Here is a 13,830-nt window from a genome sequence, read left to right on the forward strand (position 1 = left end):
GAACATTTGTTGCATTTGACTAAAGCGAAGCTTTCACCAGATACCGAATGATCGTCGCATATTAGATGATTTGTGAATTGTGAATGCTTACAAACAGGGCATTCGTCTAGTTTCTCGTACATTATCTACCTAAATAAACCATTAAGACTGAAACATCTGATGGAGACACACCGCTTATCCTAGAAGCCTGACCAAGTGTTTCCGGTTTTATTTTCAAAAGCTTTTCTTTTGCTTCTGCTGATAGAGACGGTAGTTTATTATAGTCAAATGATTTATTGATTCTCAGGTTTTCGAGGTTGTTCATTTTTTGAGAATTCTCGTGTTCCCTTTGAATATAGGTTTGATATTTAATTTGAATCTCTGCTTGCTCAATTATTTCAGGATTGAATTCTTTGAGTTTATTTTCTATCGAGCCAGAGAAAATTTTAAAATCATAAATGGAGATCTCTGGTCTTTTTAAAATGGTGGACAGTGAAGAAGTGTCTTTGATCGGAGCAGATGATAGTGATGACAATTTATCCTCTATTTCTTGTGGTTTGAATTTAGTGTTTTCCAAAAAGGATTTAAACTCATTCGTTTGATTTATCTTTTTATTGACCTGGTCTAATCGATCATTATTGGCTAGTCCAATCCGATGACTTTTTTCAGTTAACCGGATATCTGCATTGTCCTGTCTAAGCAAAAGCCTGAACTCTGCTCTGGAAGTGAACATTCGATAAGGTTCCTCTGTGCCTTTATTGATCAGGTCATCTATTAGGACTCCAATGTAAGCTTCATTTCTTTTAAGAATGAAGGGCTCTTGCTCATGTACCTTTAAATGGGCATTGATACCTGCTATCAACCCTTGACAACCTGCTTCTTCATAGCCTGTAGTACCATTGATCTGACCGGCGAAGTAAAGGTTTTCAACCAGCTTCGTTTCAAGTGTATTAGATAATTGGGTAGGTGGGAAAAAGTCATATTCTATGGCATAGCCCGGACGGAACATCTTGACCTTCTCAAAACCTGGTACTTTTTGAAGTGCTTTTAATTGTACTTCTTCAGGTAGTGAAGTGGAAAAGCCATTAACATATATCTCTATGGTATTCCATCCCTCAGGCTCTACAAATATTTGATGGCGATCCCTTTCCGCAAAGCGATTTATTTTATCCTCTATGGAAGGACAATACCTTGGGCCAAGCCCCTGGATTCTTCCTGTAAACATCGGAGACTGTTCAAAACCAGTCTGTAGAATTTCATGAACCTCTGGATTTGTATACGTAATATGACAACTTCGTTGAGTACTCAAAGGCCTGGACGACTCGAGGTAGGAGAATTTGCCAGGTATTTCATCTCCCTCTTGTTCTTCCATTTTTGAGTAATCTAAGGATCGTCCATCGACTCTTGGTGGTGTTCCGGTTTTCATTCTACCGGATTCGAAACCCAGCCCCACTAATTGTTCTGTTATTCCTGTTGCTGCACGCTCTCCAGATCGGCCGCCACCAAACTGTTTTTCGCCAATGTGAATGAGGCCATTGAGGAAAGTACCATTTGTGAGCACGACAGATTTGGCTTTTATCTCTAGCCCTAGCCCTGTTTTTACACCAACAACCCGACCATCTTTAACTAGAATACCATTGACCATCTCTTGCCAAAAATCAAGATTATGTATGCTTTCGAGAGCTAAACGCCACTCTTCTGCAAATCTCATTCTGTCAGATTGTGCTCTGGGACTCCACATGGCAGGACCTTTGGATCGGTTGAGCATGCGGAATTGGATCATTGATTTATCCGTGACAATCCCTGAGTACCCTCCCAAGGCATCAATTTCTCTGATGATTTGGCCTTTGGCTATTCCTCCCATCGCAGGGTTACAGGACATGTGAGCAATGGTGTTCATGTTCATTGTTACCAACAATGTTTTTGAACCCATATTGGCAGCTGCAGCTGCAGCTTCACAACCTGCATGACCAGCACCAACAACAATTACATCATATTCTTGAAGCATAAATACTATGTTTCACGTGGAACCTAAGTTGGAACCACGAATAAATGTTTCACGTGGAACGCTAATTTTTTAGCAAAGATAAACAGGCGTCTTCTTTTTCTCTCATCGCCTTTTTTTCTTCCTCGGTTTTGTCACCATAACCAAGAAGATGTAGAACACCATGAATCATAACGCGGTTCAACTCTTCTTCAAACAGTGTGTTTTGGTCTTGCGCGTTTTCCTTTACTCGCTCAATGCTTATGAAAATATCTGACTCAATGACTTTTGGTTTATCAGAATTGTCAAAAGTGATAATGTCTGTGTAATAGTCATGATTCAGATAATCGATGTTGATTTGAAGCAGATAGTTGTCTGAACAAAAGACATAGTTGATCTCTTCTAAGGAAAACTGATGTGAGGAAATGATAGATGAAATCCAGTCGGAGCAGGCTTGAGGATTGGGAATGGAGAAGTCAATATCCTCGTTGAAGAAATTGATCATCTAAGAAAGATAGAAACTTAACTCTGCAACCCTTCCTTCCTTTTTGAAGGAAACTTCATCACACAGGTTTTTCATGAGGAAAATTCCTCTCCCCCCGGGCTTACTTAAATTTTCGGGCAGTGTTGGATCTGGCAGGTTGTTGTAGTCAAAACCGGATCCTTCATCTTCAATAATAAATTTGATCTGAGATTTTTCAAGTGCCAGCTGAAGAAGCACGTTCTTTTTGCTATCTGATTGATTTCCGTGAACAATTGCATTGTTTACGGATTCAGTTACTGCAATCATGATATTCCCATAGATGTCATCATTCAACTGATACTGATCTTTGGCATTATCAATGAAGCTCTCTACAATCCTGATGTTTTCAGGTAGTGAGGGTATTTGTATTTGAATGTTGTCAATCATTCTCTTCTTCTGAACTTAAGCGTCTAAAATAGTCGTTTACTTCTTTTTTATAAAATGGATTTAATTCAATAGGAATAGATTTTAATAATTCTATCTCTTTCTTCTTTAATTCGAGGTATTTTTCAAAGCCAGGAGGAATCTCTCGGGAGATAACTGAAGGCTGCTGCGCCTCTCTTTCCTCATCCATTTCCTGATCGCGTTGGGCTTTCTCTGCCTCCAGCATTCTGGTCATAATTTGTTTCTGGCGATTGATTAATTGTTGTGTTAACCGTTTATTAACTAAATCTACTTCATTTTGTTCCATCATATCGATGGCACGCTTCATATCATCAGTGCCATTTCCGCCCCCTGGTTTTCCTTCTTGTGCTTCTTTTAGCATTTCCATCTGGCGTCTGATCATCTCCTGTTCAGCAGCAAGCCTCGCAAGCTCTTCCGATAACTCTCTTCCGGATTTACCCGATCCTTTGAGCTCATTGATTCTTTCTCCCAGCTGGTTTTGAAGTTCTTGCATATCAGGCATTCCTTGTGGCTGTTTTTTATCTCCTGAGCTGGAATTGCCCATTGCCTCCGACATGGCCATTTGCATCTGCTGCATGGTGTCATCCAAAAGAAGCGCCAGGTTGTTGATAGAAGTCATCGCAAATTGCTGGCTGGATAATGCCCTGTTTCTGTTGCGATCCTTTAGAAAATCTATTGCCTCATCAATATTTTCATTGATGGCACCAACTTCCCGTGTTACATAAGACGAAATTTGCACTACCTTGGAGGCAAGCGATAATAGGCTATCCTGAATGACTTTTGCATCATCCTTAAGCTTTAGTTGATTCTGGGATAGTTCCAGAAAACGAGGATCTGACTGGTTTACTTCTCGCATCTCAGTCATGATTTCTTCTTGGTTGAAAGAGAGCTTGACTAGATTGTCAAGAATATCCCTAAGCTGATCAAGATTGGCTTGCATCATTTCCATTTGCATTCCGCCTTGCATGTTTGATAGCTTTTGACTCAGACTTTTCATTTTCTGAGCAGCATTTTTTTGCTTTTGCTGGATGTTTTTTGACGTGTTTTGTTTTTGTGAGTTTTGATTTTCTGATTGTTGATCTTCGCTTTCCTGCTGATCACTATTCTCGCCTGAACGATCTTCATTATTTTCCTGACTGCTTTGATCTTCAGATTGTTTTTCCATTTCCTCTTTGATTTCTCGAAGTTCCTTTGCAATCTGCCGCTCCTCGAGCTCAAAGTCCTCCATGGCCTCTGGTCGCTTTAGTTCCTGGTTCATTTCCTGAATTTTATCCATCTGCTCCCTGAAATCATTGAAATCTTCATTGATTTCCTCTTGAGACTGCTTGTCAGATGGATCTTCAGCTGCTTTTTCTTGCTGCTGACTCAGTGTATCTAATTTCTGAAGATTTTGCTCCAGTGCACTTTCCATTTTTAAGCGCTTGAAAAGCTCCAAAGCTCGCTCCAGGTCTCGTTCCAGATTTTGCTCGCTTTTCTTTAGTTCATTTACTTGCTCAGAAACCTGATCGGATTGAGCATTTTCTTTCATGAGCTCTTTAAGTTTTTCATAGAGTTCTCTTGTTTCCTCGTCCATCAGTTCGTTGAGCAGTTCCTGCATTTTTTGATTTTTCTCCTGAATTTGCGGACTTTGTTTTTGAAACTTCTGATTCGATTTTAGTAGCTCTTCATGTTGTTGTTTTAGTTTCTCGATTTGCTCAGTAAGTTTCTCCCGATCCTTGATGACATCATCCAATAGTTTTTTTTCTTGCCAGTCGAATTTTTGCTCAGACTTCATTCGTTCCTCAATCTCTTCGAGTCGTTCTGCTATTTCTTCTGCTTTCTTTTCACTGTCGTCAAGTTGGTTTTCTACATTATTCTGTTTTTCTGAAATAAGAGCGCTGATTTCATCTTCACTTGGAGCTTTTAAAATAAATGATCGAGATCGGGATTCTTTAGGTCCGCGAAGCTGGTCATTGTCGAAAACACTTAGGTAGACTTCCAAAGTCTCGCCAGCGTCAAGGTTTAAACTATCCAAACTCCAATTTGCATAGAAACTTTGGCTACCTGTTTGTTTATTTATCTCAATTGGTATGCTGTATACCTTGCCGTTCTCACCTTTTTGATAGTTGATTTTCAAGCTGGTAAACCCGTAATCATCTGAAATAGAACCTGCCATCGTTAAAGAGCGATACATTATTGAATCAGGAAAAAACTGAGCAGCTATTTCCGGATATTCATCTTTGATTACATTGATGGAATAACCAAGCTCAGAAATGTTTTGACTGAATTCATTATACAGATCTATTGTATATCCACCCTCCTTAAAGATTCGTCTTTCTATTGAAAAATCATTTTCTGATGTACGAGTCACGGCTACCTTTTCCCCATTTACGATAAAATCTGTACGATCGGTAGCTAAAGTCTTTATTTCCCATAAAACGGAAGAGCCTTCTAGTAAGGTAAGATTGCCAGTATTCTCAATGGTTCTTCGTTTTCCCCCGGTATAGTTTGGTTCAGTTACTCTTATGAGCATAGAAACAAGGTCGGGTCGATCATTTACTGAAATAGTGTAAACGGGAGATCTAAAACCGGCAGCTTCCAGCTGAATACGCTTATCCGATTGGATTTTCGGGAAAACATATTGAATTTGACCGTCATTCACCTTAAGCTGGCGACCTGCTTTATTGTCGATGATAAGTGTGGCTGCTTCTGGTATTTGATCCCCTTCTATTTGTATAGAAAGTGCAAAGTCTTCTCCTCTGAACGCAGTTAGGGGATTATTTTTTAGTAGAAAGCTAAATGGAGCGTTGGGCTGAAACTCTTTCTTGAAATTGACGATTCTTTTTGGGCTGTCAATGATTACTGAGGGATTTATGAAGGAGACAAGGGTAAATCCAACCAAGAGGACGAAAAGAATCAAACCGTACTTTTTGACAGGTGAGAAGTCAACTGCCTGAATAAAAGCAAAACGACTAAATTCTGCGGATTTCTTATCAATAGCAGCTGAAACGAGCACATTATCTACTTCCTGACTTAGTTGGAGCGTATTTAGAAGCTTATCCTCTATTTCCGGAAAGTGTCGTGTTATTTCGAAGGCGGCTTGTTCATCACTTAACCCTGTTTTGAGTCTAAGCAGATTTAGAACAGGTTGAACAACCAGAAAGTAGCCGGATAAGATTATACAAATGAGTAAGCTGAAGAAAAGAATGGCTCTTCCAGTGACATTAAGCCAGAATTGATGTTCAAGTCCGCTAATCCCTAAGAAAAAAATGCCATTTATGATGAGAAAAGCAAGACCTCCAACTACTACCTGCCTGGTATAGTACCTTCTTTTGAATGACTCAAGTTTCTGCTTTATCTTATTTATCTCACTCATTGTTCGATTGTAAACGGACAATTCAAATCAAAGGTGCATCTTACCAGCCAATTTCTTTTTTGAAATACTCTAAAATCTGAATTTTCAAGAGCTTTTCCTGTTCTAACAAATCAAACCTTGGAAGCTTTTTTACCAACTTCCAGTGGGGCCAGCCATCTTCATCCAATCCTTCTAGTTCGTAATATCCGGCCAGGGAAAGAACCTTGCAAATCGCAATGTGCATGACATCCTGTTTTTCTTCTTTTGAAAAAGATCGTGCTCCCTTACCTAATTCCTGAACTCCAACTAAAAAAAGCACAGAATTAAGATCAGCGGGTCGCTTTCCTGTTATCTCTTTTAACCTGTAAAGAAGCTGAACCCACTCTTTTTGTAGATCAAGATCCTTTTTATAAACCATTATTTATGATAATTTTCACTTATGCTACAGGATTTTATCTCACTTATCTTTCCACAAAACTGCCTAAACTGTCAGCAGTCACTTATCTCTGAAGAAAAATATTTGTGCACGGCATGTAAGTTAGACCTTCCGCTTACCAATGATTACAAGAACCAATCAAACGAACTCTATTCTAAGTTTGCTTTCGAGCCAAAGGTAAAAACAGCCAGTTCATTCCTATACTTTCATAAAGGAGGAATCACACAAAAGCTATTACATCAACTCAAATATAATCGTAAGAAGGATGTTGGTGTTTTGCTCGGTTCTTTGTTTGCACCGCAGCTTTCACATTTGGAGTTTGACTTTATTATGCCTGTCCCTCTTCACAAGTCTAAGCTTAGAAAACGAACATATAACCAAAGTGAAAAAATAGCCGAGGGATTATCTAAACAATTAGATGTTGAGGTGCGCGGTTCTTTGGTTCAACGTATCGTTGCTACAAAATCTCAGACCCGTAAATCAAAAGCACAGCGCTGGAACAATATGGAAAATGTTTATTCAGAGGTAAAAGAGGAAGTTTCTGACTCTTCAGTTTTGGTTATTGATGATGTGATAACGACTGGCGCAACTACCGGCATGCTATGTCAGAGATTGGTAGAGGCGGGTGTGGCTGATATTCATGTCGCGTGTATTGCCAGAGGCAAATAAAAAAGGCTGCTCTTTTGAGCAGCCCCTTGAAAAATCTGTGAGATTATCTTTTTAGAAATTAGATCCTGCGCGAATCATTGCGCATCTGAATCCAATAGTTGATGTTGCTGAATCTTCAAATAGGAATCTTCGAGTACCAGGTGATAACCAGTAGGCAACATCTGCCCAAGATCCTCCTTTGTAAACTCTAAGTCTTTTCATTGGTGGGTTGTCGGCATTAAAAGACTTTTGAAGTCCTGAAGTTTTCACCCACTCCTCTTCTGAATAAGCAGCCTCTCTACCAATGAATGAATAGTCAGCATCGTATCCTGTCTCAGAGTCAAGAATGGCATCCCTTCTTGCAGGGTTTAGGTCATCCATATCCTGGAAAGAAAGGGGACGATAAACATCCTGAACCCATTCGTTCACATTTCCAGCCATATTATAAAGTCCAAAATCATTTGGTGGATAATCATAAATGTATGTGGTGATCATTGCACCGTCATTTAGTTTACCTGCGATACCGGCATAGTCACCATTGCCTCTTTTGAAGTTAGCCAGGAAATAACCCATGCTTTTACCGTATGGATTTCTTAGTGCGTGACCATCCCATGGATAAAGTCTTTTGTGTGTCTGATTTTCATCTAGCCACTGAGTTCCAATAAGTGCCTGAGCAGCGTATTCCCATTCCGCTTCAGTTGGCAATCGATATCCCGGAAGAACAATTCCTGAACTTAGTCCGGGAGGTGTTCCAGCCGAAGCACCTAAATCACCACCTTCAGCTCCGGCGAATGCATCTTCTCCGCCCCCACCGGCTGTTCCTTCAAAATATCCGGCTTCTTCTGCTAGTTTCAGGTTTACTACTGTGGTTCTCCACTTACAGTAATTTACCGCTTGTCTCCAGTTTACCCCCACAACAGGGAAATAGCGAAATCCTGGGTAGCGGTAATAATTATTTACATATGGATCGTTAAAGGCGAGATCTTTTGCCCAAACGGTTGTATCAGGCATATTATTTCTCCAATAATACTCATCTGAGTCTTGCTTGATATAGTATTCGTATTCAAGCCAGTGAATATTGGCTACTTCTGTTTCATCCATGTAGAATGACGCTACAGTCACAGCACGCTCGAGATTGTCGAATGCATGCACTACATCTTCTTCGAAAGAGCCCATCACGGTTCTACCTCCTTCAATGAAGATTAGGTTTGGTCCATCTGGCTGACCCTGAAAATCATTTACTTGAAAACCACCTTCTTCGTTAAACTCCAGGCCGGTGGCTGAACTTGCATAACCTGGGTTTTCTGCGGATGGTGCACCTCCATTTCCTCCAATGAAGTTACACGCGCTTAAAAAAACTACAGCTAAAGCAATGTAACCAGTGCTTTTAACTGCTCTCACATAATTTTTCATAACACCGTTTGAATTTGTCTTGAAACGTTTCAACGTACTAATAAACACAAATATTTCAAAAAACCCATCGTAAGTCAATGGATTTTAGATTAAACCTATTGATCTAATGCTAATTATCACCCTTTTATTGCATCATTCCGTGAATTATTCACGCAGGAGTCATCGGAGAATGCATTTGATCAATCACTACCCGTGCGTTTTCAATAGACCCTACGTTTTCTATGCTGATTAAAAGCTTATTTTTAACCTCTTTCATTTTGCTGTCATGAGGGTTGGACTTTATGAATGCCAGAACATTGCCAAATCGGGAAGATTGAAAGTACTCCTGTGGTTTCTTGTCTGAAATATAACAGCGCATCTTGTTTCCTTTGATCGTCACCTTTTCAAATCCGATTTGAATGGCTTTCCATCTCAAACGGACCGTTTCAGTTAGATTTTTCACACCATTTGGCATTGGACCAAACCGATCTTTTATCATATCGATGAATTCTGAGAGTTCTTTTTCCGACTTGAGATCATCCAATCGAGTATAAAGACTTAGTCTTTCTGAGATGTTGCTCACATAATTTTCAGGGATAAGTGCTTCGAAATCTGTTTCAATGTTGCAGTCTTCCACCAGCTTATCCATTACTTCTTTGTTTTTGAGAAGGTCATTTTCAAAGAGCTGTTTGTATTCACCCTCTTTCAGCTCCTGAACTGCTTCGTCCAGTATCTTGTGATACATATCAAATCCTATGTCGTTGATAAATCCACTTTGTTCGGCACCAAGCAGGTTTCCTGCGCCCCGGATGTCCAGGTCTCTCATGGCAACCTTAAATCCATCCCCTAATTCTGAGAATTCCTCAAGCGTATTTAATCTTTTCCTTGCATCACTGGTTAAAGCGGAAACAGGCGGAGTGAGCATGAAGCAATAAGCTTTAGTATTGGACCTACCAACCCGCCCACGCATTTGATGCAGATCGGAAAGTCCGAACATGTGAGCATTATTGATGATAATGGTATTGGCATTCGGTATGTCCAGACCACTTTCAATGATATTTGTAGAGACAAGTACGTCATATTCTCCTTCGATGAATTTCAACATAACCTTTTCCAGTTGAGGCCCTTCCATTTGACCGTGAGCAATTCCGATTCGGGCATCCGGAACGAGTTTAAAAATCATGTTTCCAACCTGCTCGATATCACTCACCCGATTGTGTACCATGAAAACCTGGCCTCCTCTTCGAATCTCGTGACTTACTGCATCACGAATTACTTCTTCATTAAATTCATGCAGTTCGGTTGTAACCGGACGTCTGTTTGGTGGAGGCGTTGAGATTATGGAAAGATCCCGCGCTCCCATCAAAGAGAAATGAAGTGTTCGTGGAATCGGAGTTGCCGTTAAGGTGAGAGCATCAACATTTACACGCATATCTTTCAATCGCTCTTTCACCTTAACACCAAATTTTTGCTCCTCATCAATGATCATTAAGCCCAGATCTTTGAACTCAATGTCTTTATTTACAATTCGATGAGTGCCAATAAGAATATCAATTTTACCCTCTTTTAGTTTTTTCTTGATTTCGGTGATCTGCTTGCTGGTCTTGAATCGATTAATATAATCGATGGTGACAGGCATGTTTTCCAATCGGGAAACGAACGTTCGATGATGTTGCATGGCCAAAATGGTGGTTGGGACCAGTACCGCAACTTGTTTTCCTGAATTTACTGCCTTGAATGCCGCGCGGATAGCAATTTCTGTTTTTCCAAATCCCACATCTCCACACACCAATCGGTCCATTGGGTGCTCCTGCTCCATGTCGGCTTTTACATCTGCCGTAGCAATGGACTGATCTGGAGTATCCTGGTAAATGAATGATGATTCAAGTTCGGCCTGTAGGTAATCATCAGGGGGAAAGGAATAGCCTCTTGCTGCCTTTCGTTTTGCATAAAGCTCGATCAGGTCTTTGGCTATGTCTTTAACCTTTCGCTTGATTTTCTTCTTCTTGTTTTCCCAATCAGGCGACCCAAGTTTGTTGATTGATGGAGGCTCACCTTCCTTTCCGGAATATTTGGAAATTTTGTGTAGCGAGTGCAAGCTGACATATAGCAAATCATCATCTCGATACACGAGACGAATCGCTTCTTGCTTATTGCCGCCAACATCTACCGTATCCAACCCGGCAAACCTCCCAACCCCATAATCGATGTGAGTAACAAAATCTCCTGGTTGAAGGGTTTTAAGCTCCTTGAGCGTAAGCGCTTTGCTTTTAGTAAACTTCTCTTTTCCCTTGTACCTGTGGAAGCGGTCGAAAATCTGATGATCTGTATAAACGCATAACTCCTCATGATCGTCAATGAATCCTTCCCTTAATGAAGCAGTCAATCCTTTGAATTTGATTTCCGGATCAATCTCTTCAAATATGGTTTCCAATCGCTCAATTTGCTTGAATGACTCTGCGGCGATGAACTTTTGGTAGTTGGTTTGCTGAAGTTCCTTCAGGTTATCGGCAAGCAATGAAAAGTTCTTATGAAATGATGGTTGTGGCCGGGTGGCTAATGTAAGCTCCTCATCGGGAGGCAAATAAAATCGTTTTCCAAACTCAATTTTGACAAATTTCTCCAACGACTGGGTAAAGGAGACTTGTGTTTCAAAAAGTTGATCCGGTGATGTTATCAACTTAGAATCACCACTCATTTCCCTTATTGTCTGAAACTGCTCTTCAACTTTGTGAAAAGACTTGTCAATAATATCCAGAGACTGTTGATAATCCTTTAGCCAAACAGTGGTTTCCCTGGGAATGTATTCTAAAAAGGATTGACGCTCCTCACTTACAAGCTTTGTTTGCACATTCGGAATTAGAGAAATATGATCGAGCTCTTTTGTAGAAAGCTGGCTTTCCGGATCAAACTCACGAATGGTCTCTATTTCATCTCCGAACAATTCAAGGCGATACGGTTGCTCATGAGCGTATGAATAAACATCTATAATGCCCCCTCGTACTGAAAACTGGCCGGGCTCATACACAAAATCTGTTTTTTCAAAATCGTAAGTGACCAACAAGTCAGATAAAAATTCTATATCCAACTGTTCTCCTGGCTTTGCGGTAAAGGTGTTTGAAACAAGTGAACGTTTGTTAATAACTTTTTCAGAGAGTGCTTCCGGGTATGAAATAATGATCAAGTCGTCTCGGTCATTGAGATTATTGAGTACCTCAGCTCGCTGCAGGATATTGGCATTTTCTATTTCTTCGTACTGATAGGGCTTTTTGTATGAAGAAGGAAAAGAAATGTATTCGTCTGAAAGAAAATTTGAAAGGTCATTTACAAAATATGATGCTTCTTCAAAATCATGAAGGACAATTAAGTGTACACCACCAATAGTTTTGAAAGTGGATGCCACCAACACCGCATCATAGCTTCCCGCAATTCCTTTTAGCCGTAGCTGCTTTTTTTTCTGAATGGTTTCAGCGATCGCTTTTATGTTGGTGCTCTCCTGATATTTCTGTAATAAGTCTTTCGTATCCAAACCCTCGTAAAAATTAGATGGCAAAATTAACCTTTATACTACACGGCTGTGCGGTAAATGGTTTTGATGAATTGAGGATAACGATTGGTTGATAGACGTTAACCGTGCGTTTGTCTAAAAAATGAACTATTTCAAGATATCATTGCAACATTCTGATCCTTTTATGGGTATAAAAGTCAAAGAACTTCATAATAAAATAAACTTCATACGTTTATTAAAAACTTTCTTTTAGGTTAGGTTGGTGATTAGGCGTGTACCGTATTCCGGGCACGCCTTCTCTTTTTTATGAATTCTTAATCTTAATCATCATTTCCAAAACACTTTACAACCTAACTTTATCTCATGAAAAGATTTGTTCTATTGTTTTCGTGTCTGCTAATCATCTTTCATTCTTTTGGTTGGGGAGCTACGGGTCATCGAATAGTTGGTTTGATTGCAGAAAGGCATCTGACAAAAAAGGCCAAAAGAAATATTGAAAAAGTTCTGGGCTTTGAGACGTTGGCGGAAGTAAGCAACTACATGGATTTCATTAAATCTGACGCGACTTATCGACACATGTCTCCCTGGCACTACGCAACCATTCCGGATGATAAGACTTATTCAGAGGCGGGAACTCCGGAAGAAGGAGATGTAATTGTGACCATTCAGCGGTTGATGAGCGAGCTAAACTCAAAGTCTTTTACGGATTATGATGAGGCTTTTGCCCTAAAGTGCCTGGTTCACTTAATTGGTGATATTCACCAACCACTTCATGTGGGGAACGGTCAGGATAGAGGTGGAAACGATGTGAGAATCGAATATTTCTGGGAAAGCACTAATCTGCACAGAGTTTGGGACAGTCAAATGATTGATGGACAGAAATATAGCTACACTGAATATGTAGAATGGATTGATCATCCAACGGATGAACAACTAGAAGCTTGGTCTTCATTGAATGTGCTGGACTGGGCAAATGAATCAAAAACCTATCGTGATCAATGTTATGAAACTATGCCGGAAAATGAGAAGTTGAGCTATCGATATGATTTTGACAACATCGAGCTCCTGAATCAACGGTTGCTTCAGGCCGGAATTCGTCTGGCTAACGTATTGAATGATATTTATGGCTAAAAAATGGTGAGTCGTAGTTTTTCTGCTGCATGCTCCAGGTCTACCAATGCTTCAATCGCCATTACTGAATCCATAGGCACTTTCAATATTTGCGCAGCATGGTGAACCTGCTCCCGTTCATCCTGAGCATAATCACCATCAGCACTGGACATTCTTATAGCATCATAGATGAGTAGCTTGTTAAAATTGGCAAATGAAGAGGAGTTGAAATTGTAAAAAATTTCCTCAAGATTTCCTTCTTCAAAATCATACTCTTCCCAATCAGCGATCAAATCTTCATCCACATCAACCGCCTGTGCACATTCTATGGTTAACCATTCCAGTTCAGGATCAGAAACATCCCCATCAGAGCCTGCGATAGTCAACAATGCGTAACCATATTCTCTCCAGAATTTCTTTGGTACCATAGTGATACCATAAAAAGTGGGTGAAATTTTAAAAATATCAGTGCTCATATTGATTAGGCGATAATGTTTAATTGAACCAAATT

10 protein-coding genes are annotated in these 13,830 nt (G+C 40.1%); 2 read left to right on the forward strand and 8 right to left on the reverse strand.

The genetic code is table 11. The features are described 5' to 3' along the window. Positions 1-121: 121 nt before the first annotated feature. From mnmG to ACOQON_RS16950, 5 genes are all read right to left on the reverse strand, one after another. Positions 122-1,987 carry a tRNA uridine-5-carboxymethylaminomethyl(34) synthesis enzyme MnmG gene (mnmG, locus tag ACOQON_RS16930; protein ID WP_420576611.1) on the reverse strand — a complete coding sequence of 622 codons (1,866 nt, stop codon included), beginning with the start codon at positions 1,985-1,987 and terminating at the stop codon, positions 122-124. Between the two features lie 61 nt (positions 1,988-2,048). Further along, complete coding sequence (ybeY, locus tag ACOQON_RS16935) at positions 2,049-2,468, reverse strand: rRNA maturation RNase YbeY (protein ID WP_420576612.1); 420 nt, start codon at positions 2,466-2,468, stop codon at positions 2,049-2,051. Further along, positions 2,469-2,873, reverse strand: coding sequence for an ATP-binding protein (locus ACOQON_RS16940; protein ID WP_420576613.1), 405 nt, complete (start codon positions 2,871-2,873; stop codon positions 2,469-2,471). It abuts the gene before it with no gap. Beyond that, positions 2,866-6,246, reverse strand: a complete 3,381-nt coding sequence (locus ACOQON_RS16945; RefSeq protein ID WP_420576614.1) for a DUF4175 family protein — start codon at positions 6,244-6,246, stop codon at positions 2,866-2,868. The genes ACOQON_RS16940 and ACOQON_RS16945 overlap by 8 nt, the downstream gene beginning before the upstream one ends. A 40-nt stretch (positions 6,247-6,286) precedes the next feature. Then, positions 6,287-6,643: a hypothetical protein gene (locus tag ACOQON_RS16950; protein ID WP_420576615.1), complete on the reverse strand. Its 357-nt coding sequence runs from the start codon at positions 6,641-6,643 to the stop codon at positions 6,287-6,289. A 21-nt stretch (positions 6,644-6,664) separates the two neighbouring features. Here ACOQON_RS16950 and ACOQON_RS16955 point away from each other — a divergent pair, with 21 nt between their 5' ends. Then, complete coding sequence (locus ACOQON_RS16955; RefSeq protein ID WP_420576616.1) at positions 6,665-7,330, forward strand: ComF family protein; 666 nt, start codon at positions 6,665-6,667, stop codon at positions 7,328-7,330. Positions 7,331-7,381: 51 nt separating this feature from the next. Here the strand turns inward: ACOQON_RS16955 and gldJ are convergent, their stop codons facing one another. Continuing rightward, complete coding sequence (gene gldJ, locus ACOQON_RS16960) at positions 7,382-8,722, reverse strand: gliding motility lipoprotein GldJ (RefSeq protein WP_420576617.1); 1,341 nt, start codon at positions 8,720-8,722, stop codon at positions 7,382-7,384. A 148-nt stretch (positions 8,723-8,870) separates the two neighbouring features. Continuing rightward, entirely contained in the window at positions 8,871-12,230 is a 3,360-nt protein-coding gene (gene mfd, locus ACOQON_RS16965) for a transcription-repair coupling factor (protein ID WP_420578699.1), read from the reverse strand. Positions 12,231-12,572: 342 nt separating this feature from the next. Here mfd and ACOQON_RS16970 point away from each other — a divergent pair, with 342 nt between their 5' ends. After that, on the forward strand, positions 12,573-13,340 hold the full coding sequence (locus ACOQON_RS16970) for a S1/P1 nuclease (protein ID WP_420576618.1): 768 nt from the start codon (positions 12,573-12,575) through the stop codon (positions 13,338-13,340). Here ACOQON_RS16970 and ACOQON_RS16975 read toward each other — a convergent pair. Continuing rightward, positions 13,337-13,795: a hypothetical protein gene (locus ACOQON_RS16975; protein ID WP_420576619.1), complete on the reverse strand. Its 459-nt coding sequence runs from the start codon at positions 13,793-13,795 to the stop codon at positions 13,337-13,339. The two genes, ACOQON_RS16970 and ACOQON_RS16975, sit on opposite strands and share 4 nt — an antisense overlap. Positions 13,796-13,830 lie beyond the last annotated feature (35 nt).

This window comes from Ekhidna sp. (assembly GCF_965221965.1).
GTDB lineage: Bacteria > Bacteroidota > Bacteroidia > Cytophagales > Cyclobacteriaceae > Ekhidna.